The organism is Serratia sp. 2880STDY5682894, assembly GCF_001537385.1.
GTDB classification, from domain to species: domain Bacteria; phylum Pseudomonadota; class Gammaproteobacteria; order Enterobacterales; family Enterobacteriaceae; genus Serratia; species Serratia nevei.
This window is the reverse complement of sequence record NZ_FCJA01000008.1, coordinates 37,945-58,031: the sequence shown is the minus strand read 5'-3', so window position 1 is coordinate 58,031 and position 20,087 is coordinate 37,945. Positions and strand designations below refer to the sequence as shown.

Sequence of the window (20,087 nt, the reverse complement as noted above, 5' to 3'; positions counted from 1 at the left end):
TGAAAGAAAAGTCTCTTTCCCCGAAATGACAACGGGCGCGGTATGCCGCGCCCGTATTGGTTTCCGAACTTAGCTGCGCTTTTTCAACAGCCGCAGCGCGTTGGCGGTGACCAGCGCGGTGGCGCCGGAGTCAGCCAGCACCGCCAGCCACAAACCGGTCAGCCCCAGCAGACTGGTGATCAGGAAGACCCCCTTCAGCCCCAATGCGATGGTGATGTTTTGCCGGATATTGGCGTGGGTGGCGCGCGAGATGCGGATCATCTCCGCGACGCCTACCAGCCGGTTGTGGGTCAGGGCGGCATCGGCGGTTTCCAATGCCACGTCGGTGCCGCTGCCCATGGCGATGCCGATGCTGGAGGCCTTCATCGCTGGGGCGTCGTTGATCCCGTCGCCGATCATCGCCGTCGGGCGCAGTTCGCTCAGTTCGGTAACCGCGCTGACCTTATCTTCCGGCAGCAGACCGGCGCGATAGTCGAGCCCCAGCTCGCCGGCGATCGCCGCGGCGGCGCGCGGGTTGTCGCCGGTCAGCATCACGCCGCGAATACCCAGCGCGTTCAGTTCGGCTATGGCCTGTTTGGCGTCGCCGCGCAGCGTATCGCGCAGCGCCAGCAAGCCGATGGGCGCGCCGTCTTCCAGCACCACCACCGCCGTTTTGCCGGCGTTTTCCAGCTTGTCTACCTGGCTCTGCCATTGGGCGTCGAGCAGGCCCGGTGCCAGCTTGCCCGGCGCGCTGATCAGCACGGTCTTGCCGTCCACGATCCCTTCCACGCCGACGCCGGCCAGCGCGCGGCGCGCCTGCGCCAGCGGCAGCTCCGTCCCGCTTTCGGCGGCGCGGTTGATGATCGCCTGCGCCAGCGGGTGATGTGAACCGGCTTCCACCGCGGCGGCAAGCTGCAGCAGCCGCTGTTCGGTGAGTGTGCCGATCGGCAGCACGTCGGTCACCGTCGGCTTGCCTTCGGTCAGGGTGCCGGTTTTATCGAAGGCGATAGTTTGGATCTGGCCCAGTTGCTCCAGCGCCGCACCGCCTTTAATCAGCGCGCCGCGCCGCGTGGCGGCTGCCAGCCCGGATGTGATCGCCGCCGGGGTCGAGATCACCAATGCGCATGGGCAGCCGATCAGCAGCAGCGTCAGGCCACGATAGATCCAGGTATCCCACGGCTGTGAGAACAGCAGCGGCGGCACCAGGATCACCGCGACGGCCAGCAGCATAATGGCCGGGGTGTAATAACGGCTGAACCGATCGAGGAAGCGTTCTATCGGCGCGCGGCGCTCTTCGGCCTCCTCAATCAGCTGCAAAATGCGGTCGATGGCGTTTTTGCCGGGCTCGGAGATCACCTTCATCTGCGCCGCCTGATCGACGGACAGGCTGCCGGCGGCCACTTTCTCACCCTGTTGGCGCTCGACCGGTACCGATTCGCCGGTCAGGGCGCTTTCGTCGAAGCTGGCGAATGGATTGAGCAGCTCGGCGTCGGCCGGCAGGCGCCCGCCGGGTGCGATTTCAATCACGTCGCCCGGACGCAGGCTGGCGACCGGCACGCGTTTGCGCTCCGCACCTTGCAGCAGCAGCGCATCTTCCGGCACCAGCTCCATCAGCGCCGTCACCCCGCGCCGCGCGCGGTTGGCGGCGTAGGATTCCAGCAGTTCACCGACCATAAACAGCAGCAGCACCATCGCCGCCTCGGCGGTGGCGCCGATGAACAGCGCGCCGATGGCCGCCACGCTCATCAGCGTTTCGATGGCGAACGGCGTGCCGGAACGAATCAGACGCAGCGCCTTGGCGGCGACCGGTGCCAACCCGACCAGCGTGGTGGCGATAAAGGCGATGCGGCCCAGCTCCGGGTTAACCCGATCCAGCACCCAGCTGACGACCATCAGGGTGGTCAACAGCAGCAGCGGTGCGAATTCGCCGAAGCGTGAGGTTTTCGGCGCGGCGGCTTTGGCGGTCTGAGTGCCGAGCAGGGTAAAGCCGGCCTGGGCGACCGCGTCCTGGATCCGCAGGCTGATATCGGACTGCGCATCGACCACCAGTTTCTCGGTGGCGAACAACACGCGCGCGCTGTCGACGCCGGGGAGTGCGGTGACGGCATTTTCGATTTTCTTGGCGCAGCTGGGGCAGTCCATGCCGGTGACTTTCCAGCTGAAACGTTGGCTACCGGAAGGGGGAGCGGCGGCCAGCCTGTCGCTTTCCTCGTCCGGATCGTCGGGCGCGGCGGTGCAGCAGCCGCTATCGCCATGATCGTGATGGTGGTGGGCGTGTTCGGCCTGTGCGGCGGCGTTTTTCGGCTCGCTGCTGCAGCCATGCTGGGTTTTGCTGTGGCTGTGGTTGCAGCCGCATCCGCCTTCGGTGTGGTGATGTTCCTGATGATTATGGTTTTGCTGGTTGTGCATAACGTCCCCCTTCGGGCTGTTAAACGGGTTTGCTCAGCTGACTCTACACCCTGGAGTCAACTCCAGAGTCAAGCGCCGGATGAGAATTATTGCTAACGGCGTTCGAGTGTATAAAGGGGTATTCATTCAATAATGAATAATGCGAATTTAAATCTATAGGCTTTTCTTATCCCCTATTTGGGTGAAAAGCCTCACTGCCGTTAGTTTAAATAAGAAAATAATATTCCTATAGAAACTAAAAAGTCGCCTGACCTAATAATAAAGAGTTATTAACCTATAACGCTTTAGCAAAATTTACCTTTTTGCCCGTGCCAAGCCAGCATGATTCGCTTGTGCCTGCAGGCCGCATTGTTATTGAAGTTTGGTGCCAACTTATCCTCGTTAAGTTTCATTTGTTTTGTAAAGAAGCCTAAAAAGCAGCATAACAAACTTTCGTTAAGACAATAAAAGGTTGATTATTTTATGTTCAGTTTCGCGGCCCTGCCTATAATTGGAATCGATTACCATTTTTAATGGCAATCTTATTTGCTGATATATATGCATTAATTCTACCTAACACACTGCCGGCAACGGCGCATAAGCCCCTTCCAGCAAGCTTAAGGTTCATTAACCGTAGCTTACGGGGAGGTTATGTCTATCTGTCTGATTGATAACGATCAGATAATGAGTGGAATCGAACCAATGCAATCTACTAAAAAGGCAATTGAAATTACTGAATCCAACTTCGCAGCCGCCAAAACCGGCTACGATGCTGTAGCCGACCTGCTGCATTATCATGAGCGTGGCAACGGGATTCAGATTAATGGCAAGGATTCATTTTCTAACGAGCAAGCTGGGCTGTTTATTACCCGTGAGAACCAAACCTGGAACGGTTACAAGGTATTTGGCCAACCGGTTAAATTAACCTTCTCCTTCCCGGACTATAAGTTCTCTGCCACCAACGTCGCCGGCGACACCGGGCTGAGCAAGTTCAGCGCGGAACAGCAGCAGCAGGCTAAGCTGTCGCTGCAGTCCTGGGCTGACGTCGCCAATATCACCTTCACCGAAGTGGCGGCCGGTCAAAAAGCCAACATCACCTTCGGCAACTACAGCCAGGATCGCCCCGGCCACTATGATTACGGCACTCAGGCCTATGCCTTCCTGCCGAACACCATTTGGCAGGGCCAGGATCTGGGCGGCCAGACCTGGTACAACGTCAACCAATCCAACGTGAAACATCCGGCGACCGAAGACTACGGCCGCCAGACGTTCACCCATGAGATTGGCCATGCGCTGGGTCTGAGCCATCCGGGCGATTACAACGCCGGTGAAGGCAACCCGACCTACCGCGACGTCACTTACGCGGAAGATACCCGTCAGTTCAGCCTGATGAGCTACTGGAGCGAAACCAACACCGGTGGGGACAACGGCGGCCACTACGCCGCTGCTCCTCTGCTGGATGACATTGCCGCCATTCAACATCTGTATGGCGCCAACCTGTCGACCCGCACCGGCGACACCGTGTACGGCTTTAACTCCAACACCGGTCGTGACTTCCTCAGCACCACCAGCAACTCGCAGAAAGTGATCTTTGCGGTCTGGGATGCGGGCGGCAACGATACCTTCGATTTCTCCGGTTATACCGCTAACCAGCGCATCAACCTGAACGAGAAGTCGTTCTCCGACGTGGGCGGCCTGAAGGGCAACGTCTCGATCGCCGCCGGGGTGACCATCGAGAACGCCATTGGCGGTTCCGGCAATGACGTGATCGTCGGCAACGCGGCCAACAACGTCCTGAAAGGCGGTGCGGGCAATGACGTGCTGTTCGGCGGCGGTGGGGCGGATGAGCTGTGGGGCGGTTCCGGCCAGGATACCTTCGTGTTCTCTGCCGCCAGCGATTCTGCACCGGGTGCTTCGGACTGGATCCGCGACTTCCAGAAAGGGATCGACAAAATTGACCTGTCGTTCTTCAACAAAGAGGCGCAGAGCAGCGATTTCATCCACTTCGTCGATCATTTCAGCGGCGCGGCCGGTGAAGCATTGCTCAGCTACAATGCTTCCAACAACGTGACCGATCTGGCGGTGAACATCGGGGGTCATCAGGCGCCGGACTTCCTGGTGAAAATCGTCGGTCAGGTAGACGTCGCCACCGACTTTATCGTGTAACACAGCAACGACACGCCCGGCGCAGTCTCGGCCGGGCGTGATGCGGGAGCCCGGTATGAAAGGTACTTTAACGCGCACCGCTCTGGCGGCGAGCGGCATGATAGTGACGAGTGCGGTCATGGCCGGCAGCCTGGCGCTGCCGACCGCGCAGTCGCTGGCGGGGCAATGGCAGGTGGCCGACAGCGAACGGCAATGCCAAATCGAGTTTTTGGCGAATGAGCAAAGTGAAACCAACGGCTATCAGCTGGTGGATCGGCAACGTTGTCTGCAAAGCGTGTTTGCGGCCGAGGTGGTGGGCTGGCGCCCGGCGCCGGACGGCATCGCCCTGCTGCGTGCGGATGGCAGCACGCTGGCGTTCTTCTCGCGCGACGGCGATCTGTATCGCAATCAGCTGGGCGCCGATGATGCCTTAACGTTGAAAGCGTTGGCTTGATGTGGGAACGGGTTCGGCGTGCCGAACCCGCGGCAGGTCGTTACAGATAGAGTGAGCGCACGATCAGGAAGTGGCCGGAGAAGTAACAGAAAGCGACGATGGCGTCCGCTGCGCGGAAGGTGAAACGGTAGCGGTTGATCAGCCAAACCACGTTGGCCAGCAGCAATAGCGAGGTGCCGGTCAGCAGCGAGAAGCCGAAATCGGTGCTGCGCAGGAAATATTGTTCGCCCGCCAACCAGACCATCAGCAGCGTCATCGCCACGTAGGTGACGATCGGCCAGCGCATCTCTTCCAGCCGGGTCCAAAGGGTGGCCAGCAGCAACGCGCCTATCGCCAGCAGCGCCAGCGGCAGCGGCCAGAACAGACTGAACGTCATCTGGCTGGCGAAGCTCAGGGTATACAGCAGGTGGGAGAGGAAAAAGGCGCCGATGGCGTACAGCACCCGCTCGCGCGGCAACAGGAGCAGCGCGTCGCCGATCAGCGTCGCCAGCAGGCCGAGTACGATCAGATAACCTGCCGCGCTGAGCACCGGCGCCTGCCAGGCCAACAGCAACAGCAGCAGCAGCGTGACGGGTTTGAACACCCAGCGTTGCCAGCGCGGCCCACGGTATGAGGCGTCGACGAACAGCCAACCGGAAAAGAATACGGCAAGGAACGGCCAACTCATTATGTCTTCCTTATGTATGAGGGAGCCGCAACAACCGGCTCCAAACTGTCACCCATGTCACTTCTTATTTCAGTGTAGGTAGCCTGCCGACGATCGACAATGCTTTCTTGAGAATGCTATGTTTACGCCGATTTGGCCGCGAAGGAAATGGGAAACCGATGAGTAAGCCACCGTTGTTTTTTGTCGCCGTGATTGCGCTGATCGCCGTGCTGGCCACGCAACGCTATTTCAAACAGCGCCAGCAGGAGGCGGAAAACGACCGCGCACCGATGCGCAGTCTGCAGGTGACGGTGAGCGACAAGCGAAGCTTCCCGGTCGCCAAAACCCGTGCGCCGCAGCGCGAACCGCTGGTCAATGAGCCGATGTATTACGAGGTGGTGTTCCGCCCGGTACAGGGCGGTGAAGACATCCAGCTTCGGCTGAAACAGTGGCAATACAACCCGATAGAACAAGGCGCGCAGGGCACGTTGAACATGCAGGGCACGCGCTTCGTCTCTTTCACCGTTCAGCCGTAGCGGTCACTTCTTCTTGATGGGAGGCTGTTTCTTCTGCCAGGCCAACAGCTCGAACACGCCAAAGATAAAGATCTTGGCTTCTTGCCAGTAGCTGATCGGCTGATCCTTCGGCTGGGTGGATTTCAGCAGCACCAGCTGCAGGCCGTGCATCACCACCATAAAGAACAGCGCCACGTCGATGAAATACTTCAGCGGCTTGGGAAACGGATGGAACAGGTTAGAGAGCAGGAAGCCCCACACGCACAGCATCAGCAGGCGGCCCAGATTAATCAGCATGGTCGGTTTTCTCTTGCGAACGAATATAAAGGCGATAGGCCACCTGGCCGGCGACTTTCTCCCGGTGCAACTGCCAGCTGGCAGGCACGTCCGCCGCGGCGCTTTCCGCCTCGGCTTCTACATAGATCCAGGCCTCGTCGGCCAGCCAGCCTCGCTGCTCCAGCAACAAGGCGGTCTCCGCCAGCAGGCCTTTGCGAAACGGCGGATCGAGAAACACCACGTCAAACGGTTGGCCCTCGCCCGCCAGCCAGCTCAGCGCGTTGGTGTTGATAACCACCCCTTTGCCCTGCAGCAGCGCCAGATTTTTTTCCAGCTGCTGCGCCACCGGCCGTTCGAATTCCAGCAGCGTGGCGCTGCCGGCGTAGCGCGACAGCGCTTCCAGCCCTAATGCGCCGCTGCCGGCGAAACAGTCCAGACAGCGCGCGCCCTGAATCACCGGCGCCAGCCAGTTGAACAGGGTTTCGCGCACCCGATCGGTGGTGGGGCGCAGCCCCGGGCTGTTCGGCACCGGAAGCTTGCGACCGCGCCATTGGCCGCCGATGATGCGGATCTGTCCGGCTGCGGCCTGGGGCGGTTTTTTGGCCGTCGCCCGTGGCGAGAGTCTTGTCATAAGCGTTGTTTGATTTCTTTTGCGGCGCGGGGCCGCAGAGGTTAACGAAAAGTTGCCCCTATTCTACCGGTGACGGGCGTCGGGGGGAACGGTAAAACTTTGTTGTCTGATTTCACACCGGAAAGCATGCCGGATGCGTGTTGCTGCGCGAGGGAAAGTGATAGACTCGGCGGATTATTGTCAGCATATATCCTTCAGGTATGTAGGGTAAGCGAGCCTTCGGTACGGAGTAGAGTCATAACATGGCAAAAGATAAGAAACGTGGGTTTTTCTCCTGGCTGGGCTTTGGCCAGAAGGAAAAGGAAGAAGAGCAACAGCAACCTGAGCAGCCGGTAGAGCAGGCGGAGCCTCAGGCCGCGGAGACGCCGGCTGAACCGGCTGTCGCCAAGCTGGATGACAAGCTCCCCGCCCAGGAATCTGAACCTGCCGCCTCCGTCGACACCCCGGGAGAGTGGGATAACGGTCAGGCCGGCGAACAAATCGCGGAGAACCTGCCGGCGGCGGCCGAACACCCAACGGCGCAAGCGTTGGCCGAAGAGATTGTCAGCGTGACCGAGCAGGTAGTGGCGCAGCAGCAGCCGATCGCCGAGCCAGAGCCGGTTGTCGAACCTGAGCCGGTCGTTGAGCCAGAGCCAGTCATTGAGCCCGAACCGGTCGTCGAACCTGAGCCGGTCGTCGAGCCAGAGCCAGTTGTTGAGCCCGAGCCGGTCGTTGAGCCAGAGGCGGTCGTTGAGCCTGAGCCGGTCGTCGAGCCTGAGCCGGTCGTCGAGCCTGAGCCGGTCGTCGAGCCTGAGCCGATTGTTAAGCCAGAGCCTGTCGTCGAACCTGAGCCGGTCGTTGAGCCAGAGCCAGTTGTTGAACCTGAGCCGGTCATTGAGCCTGAGCCGGTCGTCGAGCCTGAGCCTGTCGTCGAACCAGAACCCGAGCCGGAAGAAGAAGAGCTGCTTGAACCTGTGGTGCCGGCCGCTGCGCAAGAGCAGGAGCGCCCGACCAAAGAAGGCTTCTTCGCTCGCCTGAAGCGCAGCCTGCTGAAGACCAAGCAAAACCTTGGCTCCGGCTTTATGGGGCTGTTCCGCGGTAAAAAGATCGACGACGACCTGTTCGACGAGTTGGAAGAACAGCTGCTGATCGCCGATGTCGGCGTGGATACCACGCGCAAGATCATCACCTCCCTGACCCAGCACGCCAGCCGCAAGCAGCTGAAAGACGCCGAAGCGCTGTACGGCAAGCTGAAGGAGGAAATGTCCGAAATTCTGGCCAAGGTCGATCAGCCGCTGGATGTCAGCGGGAAAACCCCGTATGTCATCCTGATGGTCGGCGTGAACGGCGTGGGTAAAACCACCACCATCGGTAAGCTGGCGCGTCAGTTCCAGGCGGAAGGCAAGTCGGTGATGCTGGCGGCGGGGGATACTTTCCGCGCCGCGGCGGTAGAGCAGCTGCAGGTGTGGGGCGAACGTAACCGCATCCCGGTGGTGGCGCAGCATACCGGCGCGGATTCCGCTTCGGTGATCTTCGATGCAGTGCAGGCTGCCAAAGCGCGCGGCATCGATGTCTTGATCGCCGATACCGCCGGCCGTCTGCAGAACAAATCGCACCTGATGGAAGAGCTGAAGAAGATCGTCCGCGTCATGAAAAAACTGGACGACCAGGCCCCCCATGAGGTTATGCTGACGCTCGATGCCAGCACCGGCCAGAATGCGGTCAGTCAGGCGAAATTATTTAATGAGGCCGTGGGCTTAACCGGCATCACGCTGACTAAACTGGACGGTACCGCCAAGGGCGGGGTGATCTTCGCCATCGCCGATCAGTTCGGTATCCCGATTCGCTATATCGGCGTTGGGGAAGGCATCGAAGATTTGCGGCCGTTTAAGGCTGACGATTTTATTGAGGCACTTTTTGCCCGAGAGGATTAATACGGATGATTCGCTTTGAACAGGTCAGTAAAGCTTATCTGGGCGGACGGCAAGCGCTGCAGGGGGTCGATTTCCATCTGCGCCCGGCGGAAATGGCGTTTCTGACCGGCCATTCCGGCGCGGGGAAAAGTACCCTGCTGAAACTGATTTGCGGTATCGAACGGCCCAGCGCCGGCCACATCTGGTTTGGCGGCCACGACATCAGCCGTTTGAAAAACCGCGAGGTGCCGTTCCTGCGTCGGCAGATCGGCATGATCTTCCAGGATCACCATCTGCTGCTGGATCGCACGGTGTATGACAACGTGGCGATGCCGCTGATCATCGCCGGCGCCAGCACCGAAGACATCCGTCGCCGCGTCTCCGCCGCGCTGGACAAGGTCGGTTTGCTGGATAAAGCGAAAAACTTCCCGATTCAGCTGTCCGGCGGTGAGCAGCAGCGCGTGGGCATCGCCCGTGCGGTGGTGAACAAGCCGGCGGTGCTGCTGGCGGATGAGCCGACCGGCAACCTGGACGACGCGCTGTCGGAAGGCATTCTGCGCCTGTTTGAAGAATTCAACCGTGTCGGCGTCACCGTATTAATGGCGACGCACGACACCGGGCTTATCGCCCGCCGTAATTACCGCATCCTGACGCTGAGCCAGGGCCGCATGCAAGGGGGCGCTCACCATGGCCAATAACGCAAAAACCGCCAAGAGCAAGGCGCTGCGCGGCGGCTGGCGCGAACAGTGGCGTTACGCCTGGATGAACGCCATCAAAGACATGCTGCGTCAGCCGTTGGCGACGCTGCTGACGGTGATGGTGATCGCCATCTCCCTGACGCTGCCGAGTGTGTGCTACATCGTGTGGAAAAACGTCAGCACCGCGGCCAGCCATTGGTACCCGACGCCGCAGCTGACGGTCTACCTGGATAAGTCGCTCGATGACGACGCGGCGCTGAAAGTGCTCGATGCCATCAAGGCGGAAGCCGGCGTGGAGAAGGTGAACTACCTGTCGCGTGAAGAAGCGCGCGGCGAGTTCCGCAACTGGTCGGGTTTTGGCGGCGCGCTGGACATGCTGGAAGAGAACCCGCTGCCGGCGGTGGCGATCGTCACGCCGAAGATGAGCTTCCAGAGTTCGGACACCCTCAACACCCTGCGCGATCGCGTAGCGGCGGTGCAGGGCGTGGAAGAAGTGCGTATGGATGACAGCTGGTTTGCCCGCCTGGCGGCGCTCACCGGGCTGGCGGGCCAGATCGCGGCGATCATCGGCGTGCTGATGATCGTGGCGGTGTTCCTGGTGATCGGCAACAGCGTGCGTCTGAGCATCTTCAGCCGTCGCGACACCATCAACGTGATGAAGCTGATCGGCGCCACCGACGGCTTTATCCTGCGGCCGTTCCTCAACGGCGGGGCGATGCTGGGCTTCGCCGGCGCGCTGCTGTCGCTGGTGCTCTCCGGCGCGCTGGTGTGGCAGCTGGAGTCGGTAGTCGCCGGGGTAGCCAAGGTATTCGGCACCACCTTCACCCTGCACGGGCTGGGCTGGGACGAGGCGCTGCTGCTGCTGATCATCTCCGCGATGATCGGCTGGATCGCCGCCTGGCTGGCGACAGTGCAACATTTACGCCGATTTACACCACAGTAAGATTTTTTTGGTATACTCTTCTCCTGCTGCTTTTGATCGCGTTGCGGGAGAAGAGTGACCTCAAGCGAAGTCAGCACCACACCTCTCTTCTTAGCGCACAAATTCCCTATCGGCCTGCACCCTCGTCACGTATTGTCAGCAACAATGCTTGCAAAAAAGGGTGAACTTATAGGGCGGAGTACGGTCAAAAATTGCAGCAAATGTTAAGGTGCCCGGCGTGTGGAACCGCTTTTGCTTCAGCAACTGCCGTAGAATCAATCATTTCCCCGCTGTAATAATCACCTGCATGATTTTGTATTCTCATAGAGAGGGTTTGAATGACCAAAGAAATGCAAACTTTAGCCTTAGTACCCCAAGGTAGCTTGGAAGCCTATATCCGGGCAGCCAACGCCTATCCGATGCTGACGGCAGAGGAAGAGCGGGAGCTGGCTGAACGGCTGCATTATCAGGGCGATCTGGATGCCGCTAAGCAGCTCATCCTGTCTCACCTGCGCTTTGTCGCTCATATTGCCCGCAACTATTCAGGCTACGGTCTGCCGCAGGCGGACCTGATTCAGGAAGGCAATATCGGCCTGATGAAAGCCGTTCGCCGCTTCAACCCTGAAGTCGGCGTGCGTCTGGTTTCCTTTGCGGTGCATTGGATTAAGGCGGAAATCCACGAGTACGTATTGCGCAACTGGCGCATCGTGAAAGTGGCGACCACCAAAGCGCAGCGCAAGCTGTTCTTTAACCTGCGCAAAACCAAACAGCGTTTGGGCTGGTTCAACCAGGACGAAGTGGAACTGGTGGCCCGCGAGCTGGGCGTCACCAGCAAAGACGTGCGCGAGATGGAATCTCGCATGGCGGCGCAGGACATGACCTTCGATCCGACTCCGGACGACGAGGCCCGCGATGGCCAGGCGATGGCGCCGGTGCTGTACCTGCAGGACAAGAGCTCAGACTTCGCCGAAGGCATCGAGGAAGATAACTGGGAAAGCAACGCCGCAGACAAACTGGCCTATGCGCTGGAAGGTCTGGACGAGCGCAGCCAGCATATCATCCGCGCCCGTTGGCTGGACGACGACAACAAGTCGACGCTGCAAGAGCTGGCCGATCAGTACGGCGTTTCCGCCGAGCGTGTGCGCCAGCTGGAAAAGAACGCCATGAAGAAATTGAAAATGGCGATCGAAGCCTGAGTCGATGCGATATTCGAAAAAAAAGCCCGGCAAGCCGGGCTTTTTCATGCCTGAAATTCGGCGTTATGGCGCAACAGTGGCGAAGTCCGGCGCCGGGCAGTCGTAGCCGAATTTTGCCGCCCACGGGTAGCGGGTGCCGGTGTTGATGTAGCGCTGATAAAGCGCCCGGCCGGTCTTGGCGTCGCGCTTGATAACCCAGCTGGCGGCGTTACACAGCACGGCGGCGTAGGCCTGGCTTTTCGGCGGCAGCAGATCGGCCGCCTGTTGCGCCAACCCCACCGCCTGCCAGCGATAGTGCAGGAAACGGTTGTCTTCCAATGGCAGCGCCGCCTTGGCGCGCGCAGCTTCTGCGCTGTCTATCCAGCTTTTGTGCTTCAGCTCGCGAGTATCGAACGCATCCCCCAGATAGGAATAGCCGGCGCCATAGATGGCGTAGTCCGGCGTCATCTCATAGCCGGTAAACTCCAGCCCCTGGGCGCGTAGCAGGTTGGCGGCGCGATAGTAAGCCTGTGCGCGCGTCAGCGGCGCGGCGGACTTGTCCTTGGCGGCCTTCAGCTCGTCGGCATACTGCTGCGCCGCTTGGCGGTAGTTGGGGATATCGAAGTAGGCCTGCGCCTCCGCGGCTCGCCCGGCGCGCATCAAGCGCCGCGCCAGCAGCTCGCGCAGCTGCACTTCCGGCGTGATCTGCTGGCCGCCGTAGTCGTCCGGGTTAACCGGCTTGAGCGGCGTCGTCGGTGCCGGGGCGTGCTTATCGACAAAGCCTTTCAACTCATCGACGGTCAGCACCCGCTCCGCCACGTCGGCCACGTCGGCCCAGTAGATCGCCTTGCCGCGATACAGCAGGTCCATCGCCTGCAGATAGTCGCCGCGGTTGAGCGCCAGGATAGCCTGTTCGCCGGCTACCCGGCACTCGGGCACGATGGTTTCCGCGACGAAGTCGGCGTTGCGCTGTTCGCCCCAGCTTTCGTCGGCGGGGAATGCGCTTGCCGCCTTGGCATAGGCGGCGGTGGCAGCTTTCACGTCACCGTCACGCAGCGCCATTTTGGCGCGCAGCCACCACGCCAGGCCGCTGTCGCCGGCGTTTTTCAGCAGGCTGGCCGCCATCGGGTACTGCCCGGAACGGTAGGCCAATGCCGCCAGCCGATCGCTGCCGGCGAAGCCGCTTTTCACCGTGCCGTCCAGCAGCGTCAGGATCTGGCTGATGATCTGTGCGGAGCGGCCGTTGCCGTCGGTATCCGCCATCTGCAGGTTGCCGCTGCGGGCGAACAGTTCAATGGTCACCAGCTGTTGGATTAAGGGATCGCCGATAACCTGTTTCAGCGTTTCCAGATGGTCGGGATTGACCAGGAAACTGGAGACGTACTGCAGCGACTGCCCGCCCCTCGGATCGCCCTGCGCCGCCTGCTGTGCGTACAGGTGGGCGGCGGGGGCGACGTCACCCAGCCACAGGTGGATGCGCGCCTGCTGCCCGAGGCTGCTTAGCGCCAGCTGATCGGGGTCGGCGGCGCCGCTTTTCACCCGATCGATCACTTGCTGGAACGCCGCCAGCGCCTGTTCAAGTTCGGCTTTAGGCGGATGCTCGGCGGCGGGCGCCGCTTCACCCGATTCATTCATCGGCGTGCCGTGGTCATTCATCAACACCCGACCAAGCGAATACTGCGCCCGTAGCCCCCAGTCGCCCTGTTCGGCGGCCGGCAGCTTCAGCACCTGCTGGAAATAGTCTGTGGCGCGCGGATCGTGGCTGGCGAAAGCGACGGCGCCCAGTTGATAAAGGCGCGCGGCGTTGGACAACCCCTGCGTATTGACGGCGTCAGCCTCTTCCACCGTTTTGGCGGCGCGCATTTTGCCGATCGCCACCGTTTCCGGCGACTGCGGCATCGGTTTCGGCGGCATCGGCGGCGGCGGGGCTTGCCAGTGCGGCAGCTGCTTATCCGCCGGCACCAGCCGGCCGGCTTCGAAGGCGAAATTGCCCTCCGGCATATACAGCAGGGTGCCGTTGCGGTCGATCAGCAGTCGGTTAGGAAAATCCGGGCCGCAGGCATAGCCGTTCAGCGGCAGCGCCAGCGCGGCGCCGATCAGCATGGCCAGCGGAAGAAGGCGGCGGGTGTTCCGTGCCGCGCGCGAATCAAGGTGTGACAAGAGTGCCTCCTGGCGTCAGTTGTTGGCAGCGCAGCCAGCCCAGCGGCCGGGATTGCCCGGCGCGCAGCTGGTCGCCGCTGATGCGGATAAAGCGTTGCCGTTGCGGTGCGGATTCCAGCCGGTAGTTGCCGACCGCGTCCGCTGCCAGGCAGTCGTCGGCGCGGATGACCACCTCTTGCGGCAGCGGGGCGTCCACCGGCCCGTTGTTATGAATTATCAGATCATACAGCCCGTTTTGCTGTGGCTGAGGCCTAAATTTTACCTGCCAGTCGACGTTCAGCGGCCGCCGTTCGATCACCGCTCGCAGCGTGGCGAGCGACCAGGCGCGCCGATCGTCCACCAGCGGCAAGCGAAACCAGATAATGCCGCGCAGCCGGGGCGGCGTTTGCTGCGCCAGCGCTTGCAGAAAATCGGCGATCTGCTGCGGCGCGACCGTCAGCTCGCGGCCGTTGCCCGCCACGCGCAGCGAGGATTCGCTCTCCACCTGCGCGCCCTGCGCATCAAACCCCAGCAGCGCCATGCCGTAGGCCGGCAGCGCGACGCGAAACGGCTTCGGTGTGACGGCGGCGTACTGCCGCACCCAGCGCAGCGCCAAGGGGCCGTCAAACAGCCCCTGCTGCGGCGAGAGCACCGCGTGCACCTGCAGGACGGAGCTGTCGGCCTGCTGCAGTACGCCGGGCAGAGCGGGTGAGCCGATCCAAGCCGGCAGGGCGGTGATGCCGAGTTGCAAAGCGGTGGGCAGCCGTTGGCGCAGCCGCTGTAGAAAGCGCTGGTAGTCCGGCAGGCGGGCGGTGGCGGCGTCATGATCGATCTCGACGCCGGTGACGGGCAGCCCGGCCGCCTGCCAGCGTTGGGTGAGCGCCAGCAGACGCTGGATAATGGCTTCTTGGTCCAGCTGCGGCAGCTGGCCGTCGAGGCGTGCTACCAGCCAGAGCGGGCGGCCGTCCTGCTTCAGCAGGCTGAGATCGGCTGGGATCTCCCGCCAGCCCTCGCGCGGATGTACCTGCAGCGCCAGCACGCGCAGCCCACCGAACAGATCGCGGCTGTGCGCCAGCGCATCGGCGTGCTGCGGCGTCCAGACCCGCTGCCAGACATAAACCTGCTGATCCCAGCCTGAGGCCAGGCGCAGCGCCTGCTGGCGCCCGAGGAGCGCGGCCGCCAGCCCCAGCGCAATCAAGACCAGCGCCGCCAGCCGGCGTTTCATTTTTGCCAGAGATCGCCCTGCGGTGCGAAGCCGCAGGCGCGCATGAAGTTATCGACTTCCCCGCGTTCGCGCGGCGCCAGGCCGGCGGTCGACAGCTGCCAGTGGGCGACCTGCGGCAGCTGGCGCTGCGCATCCTGCACCAGGTAAAGACCGACGCCACGGCGGCGCGTCACTTCGCGCACCAGCAGGTCCTGCAGTTCGGCGCGGTCGTCCTGCAGCGCGATTTTCACCGCCCCCAGCAGCCGCTCGTTGAAGCGGGCGGCGAATAGCGCCTTGCCGTCGCTCAGCCAGCTCTGCCACTGTTCCGGCTGCTGGTGCGGCCAAATTTTACCGAGGTCGATAAGGTCTTGCGGGGACAGCGCGGTCAGGCGCTCGATGGTCAGTTTCATGCAGAATTTCCGCGCAGCTAAATGATGCCGACAGTGTAATAGATCTTGTGCAGAGCGTTGTGTAAGTTTTTCTGTACGATTACTGTGCAATATGTTTTTTGCACGGGGCATTTTCCGAGTAAATAGTTAGTAAACGGATTGTTAACCAGCACAACGCACTACGCCTCAAGGTAAAGAGCGCAGATTTAATTCGAATTTTATCCTGTTTACACCGCTTGTTTCTGCCGGATGAAGTTGATTTGCAGAATAAAATTCCTGTTTAATGGCATGAAAAATAAAGTCTTATTAGAAAATAATGCCGATAAAACGCCTAAATCATTATTACTTATAACAAAAGCGGTCAATAACGATCGGGCGCAGGCAAACACAACAGGTACGTTCACAACGACAGATGGGGATTTGCGGATGAAATTAACAACAGGTAAGGCACTGCTGGCGGGTTGTATTGCGATGGCCATGAGCCAGGCGGCCATGGCGAAAGACATCAAGGTGGCGATCGTCGGGGCGATGTCCGGCCCGGTCGCGCAGTATGGCGACATGGAGTTTACCGGCGCGCGCCAGGCGATTGCCGATATCAACGCCAAGGGCGGTATCAAGGGCGACAAGCTGGTTGGCGTGGAATACGACGACGCCTGCGACCCGAAACAGGCGGTTGCGGTCGCCAACAAGGTGATCAACGACGGCATTCGCTACGTGATCGGCCACCTGTGCTCCTCGTCTACCCAGCCGGCGTCCGATATCTATGAAGACGAAGGCGTGATCATGATTACCCCGGCGGCCACCAACGCCGATCTGACCACCCGCGGCTACAAGATGATCCTGCGCACCACCGGCCTGGACTCGGATCAGGGCCCGACCGCCGCCAAATACATCCTCAGCGACATCAAGCCGAAGCGCATCGCCGTGGTGCACGACAAGCAGCAATACGGTGAAGGCTTGGCCCGCTCGGTGCGCGACAGCCTGAAAAAACAGGGCACCGAAGTGGCGATGTTCGAAGGCATCACCGCCGGCGACAAAGACTTCTCCACCTTGGTGGCGCGCCTGAAGAAAGAAAATATCGACTTCGTGTACTTCGGCGGTTACTACCCGGAAATGGGCCAGATCCTGCGTCAGGCCAAGCAGGCCGGGTTGACCACCCGCTTCATGGGGCCGGAGGGCGTGGGCAACTCCTCGCTGTCCAACATCGCCGGGGCCGTTTCGGAAGGCATGCTGGTGACGCTGCCGAAACGCTACGACCAGGTGCCTGCCAACCAGCCGATCGTCGATGCATTGAAAGCCAAGAAGCTGGATCCGACCGGCCCGTTCGTCTGGACCACCTATGCCGCGCTGCAGTCGCTGACCACCGGCATGGAGCGCAGCGGCAGCCAGGAGCCGGCGGATATCGTCAAGGATCTGAAAACCGGCAAGCCGGTGGAGACCGTGATGGGGCCGCTGACCTGGGATGACAAGGGCGATCTGAAAGGCTTCGAGTTCGGCGTGTTCGAATGGCATGCCAACGGCACGTCCACACCGATCAAATAAGCCATAATGATTAGGGTGGGGCGCAGCCCGCTGCGCCCGGCGGGTCGGCTTGCCGGCCCCGTCTCCCTTTACCCGCCGGTTCTCCGCCGGCGGGTTTCGCAGCCAAGGGTTCAGAGTATGTCAGAGCAGCTCCTCTATTTTCTGCAGCAGATGTTCAACGGCTTAACGTTGGGCAGCACCTATGCATTGATCGCCATCGGTTACACCATGGTTTACGGCATCATCGGCATGATCAACTTCGCCCACGGCGAGGTGTACATGATCGGTAGCTATGTCTCCTTTATCGTCATCGCCTCCCTGATGATGCTCGGTATCGACGTCGGCTGGTTGCTGATCGGCGCCGCGTTCCTGGTCTCGATCGTCATCGCCAGCGCCTACGGCTGGAGCATCGAGCGGGTGGCCTACAAGCCGGTGCGCAACTCCAAGCGCCTGATTGCGCTGATCTCGGCCATCGGCATGTCGATATTCCTGCAAAACTACGTCAGCCTGACGCAGGGCTCACGCGATCTGGCGCTGCCCAGCCTGGTGACCGGCCAGTGGGTGCTGGGGGAAAGCAACGGCTTCGCCGCCACCATCAGCACCATGCAGCTGATCATCTGGCTCGTGACCTTCCTGGCGATGCTGGCGCTGACGCTGTTTATCCGTTATTCGCGCATGGGCCGCGCCTGTCGCGCCTGTGCGGAAGACCTGAAGATGGCCAGCCTGCTGGGCATCAACACCGACCGGGTGATCTCGCTGACCTTCGTCATCGGGGCGGTGATGGCGGCGGTGGCCGGGGTATTGCTCGGCCAGTTCTACGGCGTCATCAACCCTTACATCGGCTTTATGGCCGGTATGAAAGCCTTCACCGCCGCGGTTCTGGGCGGTATCGGCAGCATTCCCGGCGCGATGATCGGCGGCCTGGTGCTGGGCGTGGCGGAAGCGCTGACCTCCGCCTACCTCAGCACTGAATATAAAGACGTGGTGTCGTTCGCGTTGCTGATCGTGGTGCTGCTGATCATGCCGACCGGCATCCTCGGGCGTCCGGAGGTTGAGAAAGTATGAAACTCAATCTGCTCAATGCGCTGATCGCCACGGCGGTGCTGTTCGTGATGGCGTCATTCCTGATGGGCATGCAGCTTAGCCTGGACGGCACCAAGCTGGTGGTGCACGGCGCGGCGGAAGTGCGCTGGATGTGGATCGGCATCGGCTGCGTCATCGTCTTTTTCTTCCAGCTGTTGCGCCCGCTGCTGCAGCAGGGATTGAAAAAAGTCTCCAGCCCGGCGTTCGTGCTGCCGAGCTTCGACGGCACCACGCCGCGGCAAAAGCTGCTGGCGGCTCTGCTCATCGTCGCGGCGGTCGCCTGGCCGTTCCTGGTCTCGCGCGGCACGGTGGATATCGCCACCCTGACGCTGATCTACGTGATGCTGGGCCTCGGCCTCAACGTGGTGGTGGGCTTGTCCGGTCTGCTGGTGCTCGGCTACGGCGGTTTCTACGCCATCGGCGCCTACACCTACGCGCTGCTGAATCACTATTACTGCCTCGGCTTCTGGGAGAGCCTGCCGCTGGCGGGCATCGTCACCGCCGCCTTCGGCTTCCTGCTCGGTTTCCCGGTGCTGCGGCTGCGCGGCGACTATCTGGCAATCGTGACGCTCGGCTTCGGTGAGATCGTGCGCATCCTGCTGCTGAACAATACCGAGATCACGGGCGGGCCGAACGGCATCAGCCAGATCCCGAAACCGACCTTCTTCGGCCTGGAGTTCAACCGCAGCGTGCGCGACGGCGGCTGGGATACCTTCCATAACTTCTTCGGCCTGAAATACGATCCGAGCGATCGCATCGTGTTCCTGTACCTGGTGGCGCTGCTGCTGGTGGTGCTGACGCTGTTCGTCATCAACCGCCTGCTGCGTATGCCGCTGGGGCGCGCCTGGGAAGCGCTGCGCGAAGACGAGATCGCCTGCCGCTCGCTGGGCCTCAGCCCGACGCGCATCAAGCTGACCGCTTTTACCATCAGCGCCGCTTTCGCCGGGTTTGCCGGTACGCTGTTCGCCGCGCGCCAGGGGTTCGTCAGCCCGGAATCCTTCACCTTCGTCGAATCGGCCTTCGTACTGGCGATCGTCGTACTGGGGGGCATGGGCTCGCAGTTCGCGGTCATTCTGGCGGCGATCCTGCTGGTGGTGTCGCGCGAGCTGATGCGCGATCTGAATGAATACAGCATGTTGCTGCTGGGTGCGCTGATGGTGCTGATGATGATTTGGCGGCCGCAGGGGCTGTTGCCGATGAAACGGCCGCAGCTGAAGCTGCAGGCGGCGGACATTCACGCGGGCAAGGGGGAGCAGGCATGAGCGTTCAACCTTTGCTGCAGGTGGAGGGCCTGTCGATGCGTTTCGGCGGGCTGCTGGCGGTCAACAACGTGGCGTTGACGCTGAACGAAGGTGAAATCGTGTCGCTGATCGGCCCCAACGGCGCCGGTAAGACCACGGTGTTCAACTGCCTGACCGGTTTTTACCGCCCGACCGGCGGCACCATCAAATTGCGCGATCGCCACCTGGAAGGGTTGGCGGGGCAGGCCATCGCCCGCATGGGGGTGGTGCGCACTTTCCAGCACGTGCGGCTGTTCCGTGAAATGACGGTGATCGAAAACCTGCTGGTGGCGCAGCATCAGCACCTGAAAAGCGGCGTGTTTGCCGGGTTGCTGAAAACCCCGGCCTTCCGCCGCGCCGAAGCCGAAGCGCTGGCGCGCGCGGCGGAGTGGCTGGAGCGCGTCGGCCTGCTGGAAATGGCCAACCGCTCGGCGGGCAACCTGGCCTATGGGCAGCAGCGGCGGCTGGAGATCGCCCGCTGCATGGTGACCCGGCCGGAGCTGCTGATGCTGGATGAACCGGCCGCCGGCCTCAACCCTAAAGAGACCGACGAGCTGGATCACCTGATCGTCGAGCTGCGCGATCGGCATAAGGTATCGGTGCTGCTGATCGAGCACGACATGAAGCTGGTGATGGGCATTTCCGACCGCATTTACGTGGTGAATCAGGGCACGCCGCTGGCGCAGGGCACACCGGCGGAGATCCGCAACAACCCGGACGTGATCCGGGCTTATTTGGGCGAAGAATAAT

General features: G+C 61.3%; 18 protein-coding genes. 11 read left to right on the top strand and 7 right to left on the bottom strand.

The features are described 5' to 3' along the window. Window positions 1-69: 69 nt before the first annotated feature. The gene (locus tag AWX27_RS17890; protein ID WP_060424184.1) at window positions 70-2,388 is read right to left on the bottom strand and encodes a zinc/cadmium/mercury/lead-transporting ATPase; all 2,319 of its coding nucleotides are present in this window, start codon (window positions 2,386-2,388) and stop codon (window positions 70-72) included. Window positions 2,389-3,069: 681 nt separating this feature from the next. On the opposite strand from AWX27_RS17890, the gene AWX27_RS17885 reads away from it, so the two are divergent. After that, window positions 3,070-4,533: a serralysin family metalloprotease gene (locus AWX27_RS17885; RefSeq protein WP_060424182.1), complete on the top strand. Its 1,464-nt coding sequence runs from the start codon at window positions 3,070-3,072 to the stop codon at window positions 4,531-4,533. Between the two features lie 55 nt (window positions 4,534-4,588). After that, window positions 4,589-4,966, top strand: a complete 378-nt coding sequence (locus tag AWX27_RS17880) for an AprI/Inh family metalloprotease inhibitor (protein ID WP_060424180.1) — start codon at window positions 4,589-4,591, stop codon at window positions 4,964-4,966. Window positions 4,967-5,006: 40 nt separating this feature from the next. Here the strand turns inward: AWX27_RS17880 and AWX27_RS17875 are convergent, their stop codons facing one another. Beyond that, complete coding sequence (locus tag AWX27_RS17875) at window positions 5,007-5,633, bottom strand: lysoplasmalogenase (protein WP_049200035.1); 627 nt, start codon at window positions 5,631-5,633, stop codon at window positions 5,007-5,009. Window positions 5,634-5,791: 158 nt separating this feature from the next. On the opposite strand from AWX27_RS17875, the gene AWX27_RS17870 reads away from it, so the two are divergent. Then, entirely contained in the window at window positions 5,792-6,148 is a 357-nt protein-coding gene (locus AWX27_RS17870) for a DUF2500 domain-containing protein (RefSeq protein WP_060424177.1), read from the top strand. A gap of 3 nt (window positions 6,149-6,151) precedes the next feature. Here the strand turns inward: AWX27_RS17870 and AWX27_RS17865 are convergent, their stop codons facing one another. Further along, window positions 6,152-6,424, bottom strand: coding sequence for a DUF1145 family protein (locus AWX27_RS17865; RefSeq protein ID WP_004934327.1), 273 nt, complete (start codon window positions 6,422-6,424; stop codon window positions 6,152-6,154). Further along, window positions 6,414-7,034, bottom strand: a complete 621-nt coding sequence (gene rsmD / locus AWX27_RS17860) for a 16S rRNA (guanine(966)-N(2))-methyltransferase (RefSeq protein WP_060424175.1) — start codon at window positions 7,032-7,034, stop codon at window positions 6,414-6,416. The genes AWX27_RS17865 and rsmD overlap by 11 nt, the downstream gene beginning before the upstream one ends. A gap of 242 nt (window positions 7,035-7,276) precedes the next feature. On the opposite strand from rsmD, the gene ftsY reads away from it, so the two are divergent. From ftsY to rpoH, 4 genes are all read left to right on the top strand, one after another. Then, window positions 7,277-8,947 (top strand): signal recognition particle-docking protein FtsY, encoded by a 1,671-nt coding sequence (gene ftsY, locus AWX27_RS17855; RefSeq protein WP_060424172.1) that lies wholly within the window; start codon window positions 7,277-7,279, stop codon window positions 8,945-8,947. A 5-nt stretch (window positions 8,948-8,952) separates the two neighbouring features. Further along, window positions 8,953-9,624: a cell division ATP-binding protein FtsE gene (gene ftsE, locus AWX27_RS17850; protein WP_004934337.1), complete on the top strand. Its 672-nt coding sequence runs from the start codon at window positions 8,953-8,955 to the stop codon at window positions 9,622-9,624. Beyond that, window positions 9,614-10,567, top strand: coding sequence for a permease-like cell division protein FtsX (ftsX, locus tag AWX27_RS17845; protein WP_060424170.1), 954 nt, complete (start codon window positions 9,614-9,616; stop codon window positions 10,565-10,567). The genes ftsE and ftsX overlap by 11 nt, the downstream gene beginning before the upstream one ends. A 317-nt stretch (window positions 10,568-10,884) precedes the next feature. Next, window positions 10,885-11,742, top strand: coding sequence for an RNA polymerase sigma factor RpoH (gene rpoH / locus AWX27_RS17840; RefSeq protein WP_038874147.1), 858 nt, complete (start codon window positions 10,885-10,887; stop codon window positions 11,740-11,742). A 63-nt stretch (window positions 11,743-11,805) separates the two neighbouring features. On the opposite strand, the gene AWX27_RS17835 is transcribed toward rpoH, so the two are convergent. Genes AWX27_RS17835 through panM form a run of 3 tightly spaced genes read right to left on the bottom strand, consistent with a single transcriptional unit; the run spans window position 11,806 to window position 15,474 of the window. After that, entirely contained in the window at window positions 11,806-13,824 is a 2,019-nt protein-coding gene (locus AWX27_RS17835) for a hypothetical protein (protein WP_369819336.1), read from the bottom strand. 43 nt (window positions 13,825-13,867) lie between these two features. After that, entirely contained in the window at window positions 13,868-15,085 is a 1,218-nt protein-coding gene (locus tag AWX27_RS17830) for a DUF3142 domain-containing protein (protein WP_060424165.1), read from the bottom strand. Continuing rightward, complete coding sequence (panM, locus tag AWX27_RS17825; protein WP_049198652.1) at window positions 15,082-15,474, bottom strand: aspartate 1-decarboxylase autocleavage activator PanM; 393 nt, start codon at window positions 15,472-15,474, stop codon at window positions 15,082-15,084. The genes AWX27_RS17830 and panM overlap by 4 nt, the downstream gene beginning before the upstream one ends. 405 nt (window positions 15,475-15,879) lie before the next feature. Here panM and AWX27_RS17820 point away from each other — a divergent pair, with 405 nt between their 5' ends. From AWX27_RS17820 to livG, 4 genes are all read left to right on the top strand, one after another. Continuing rightward, the gene (locus AWX27_RS17820) at window positions 15,880-16,995 is read left to right on the top strand and encodes a branched-chain amino acid ABC transporter substrate-binding protein (RefSeq protein ID WP_060424161.1); all 1,116 of its coding nucleotides are present in this window, start codon (window positions 15,880-15,882) and stop codon (window positions 16,993-16,995) included. Window positions 16,996-17,112: 117 nt separating this feature from the next. After that, on the top strand, window positions 17,113-18,039 hold the full coding sequence (gene livH / locus AWX27_RS17815) for a high-affinity branched-chain amino acid ABC transporter permease LivH (protein ID WP_060424158.1): 927 nt from the start codon (window positions 17,113-17,115) through the stop codon (window positions 18,037-18,039). Then, a complete protein-coding gene (locus tag AWX27_RS17810; RefSeq protein ID WP_060424155.1) occupies window positions 18,036-19,319 on the top strand; it encodes a high-affinity branched-chain amino acid ABC transporter permease LivM in 1,284 nt (427 codons plus the stop codon). The genes livH and AWX27_RS17810 overlap by 4 nt, the downstream gene beginning before the upstream one ends. Beyond that, a complete protein-coding gene (gene livG, locus AWX27_RS17805) occupies window positions 19,316-20,086 on the top strand; it encodes a high-affinity branched-chain amino acid ABC transporter ATP-binding protein LivG (RefSeq protein WP_025304904.1) in 771 nt (256 codons plus the stop codon). The genes AWX27_RS17810 and livG overlap by 4 nt, the downstream gene beginning before the upstream one ends. The last annotated feature ends 1 nt before the right edge of the window (window position 20,087 follow it).

Excerpts from the sequence above, each read along its gene's own strand:
- AWX27_RS17885 (WP_060424182.1), top strand. The coding sequence starts at position 3,070 with ATGCAATCTACTAAAAAGGCAATTGAAATTACTGAATCCAACTTCGCA.
- AWX27_RS17875 (WP_049200035.1), bottom strand. The coding sequence starts at position 5,633 with ATGAGTTGGCCGTTCCTTGCCGTATTCTTTTCCGGTTGGCTGTTCGTC.
- rsmD (WP_060424175.1), bottom strand. The coding sequence starts at position 7,034 with ATGACAAGACTCTCGCCACGGGCGACGGCCAAAAAACCGCCCCAGGCC.
- ftsE (WP_004934337.1), top strand. The coding sequence starts at position 8,953 with ATGATTCGCTTTGAACAGGTCAGTAAAGCTTATCTGGGCGGACGGCAA.
- rpoH (WP_038874147.1), top strand. The coding sequence starts at position 10,885 with ATGACCAAAGAAATGCAAACTTTAGCCTTAGTACCCCAAGGTAGCTTG.
- AWX27_RS17810 (WP_060424155.1), top strand. The coding sequence starts at position 18,036 with ATGAAACTCAATCTGCTCAATGCGCTGATCGCCACGGCGGTGCTGTTC.
- AWX27_RS17830 (WP_060424165.1), bottom strand. The coding sequence starts at position 15,085 with ATGAAACGCCGGCTGGCGGCGCTGGTCTTGATTGCGCTGGGGCTGGCG.
- AWX27_RS17890 (WP_060424184.1), bottom strand. The coding sequence starts at position 2,388 with ATGCACAACCAGCAAAACCATAATCATCAGGAACATCACCACACCGAA.
- AWX27_RS17835 (WP_369819336.1), bottom strand. The coding sequence starts at position 13,824 with ATGCTGATCGGCGCCGCGCTGGCGCTGCCGCTGAACGGCTATGCCTGC.
- ftsX (WP_060424170.1), top strand. The coding sequence starts at position 9,614 with ATGGCCAATAACGCAAAAACCGCCAAGAGCAAGGCGCTGCGCGGCGGC.
- AWX27_RS17880 (WP_060424180.1), top strand. The coding sequence starts at position 4,589 with ATGAAAGGTACTTTAACGCGCACCGCTCTGGCGGCGAGCGGCATGATA.
- AWX27_RS17870 (WP_060424177.1), top strand. The coding sequence starts at position 5,792 with ATGAGTAAGCCACCGTTGTTTTTTGTCGCCGTGATTGCGCTGATCGCC.
- ftsY (WP_060424172.1), top strand. The coding sequence starts at position 7,277 with ATGGCAAAAGATAAGAAACGTGGGTTTTTCTCCTGGCTGGGCTTTGGC.
- panM (WP_049198652.1), bottom strand. The coding sequence starts at position 15,474 with ATGAAACTGACCATCGAGCGCCTGACCGCGCTGTCCCCGCAAGACCTT.
- AWX27_RS17865 (WP_004934327.1), bottom strand. The coding sequence starts at position 6,424 with ATGCTGATTAATCTGGGCCGCCTGCTGATGCTGTGCGTGTGGGGCTTC.
- livG (WP_025304904.1), top strand. The coding sequence starts at position 19,316 with ATGAGCGTTCAACCTTTGCTGCAGGTGGAGGGCCTGTCGATGCGTTTC.
- livH (WP_060424158.1), top strand. The coding sequence starts at position 17,113 with ATGTCAGAGCAGCTCCTCTATTTTCTGCAGCAGATGTTCAACGGCTTA.
- AWX27_RS17820 (WP_060424161.1), top strand. The coding sequence starts at position 15,880 with ATGAAATTAACAACAGGTAAGGCACTGCTGGCGGGTTGTATTGCGATG.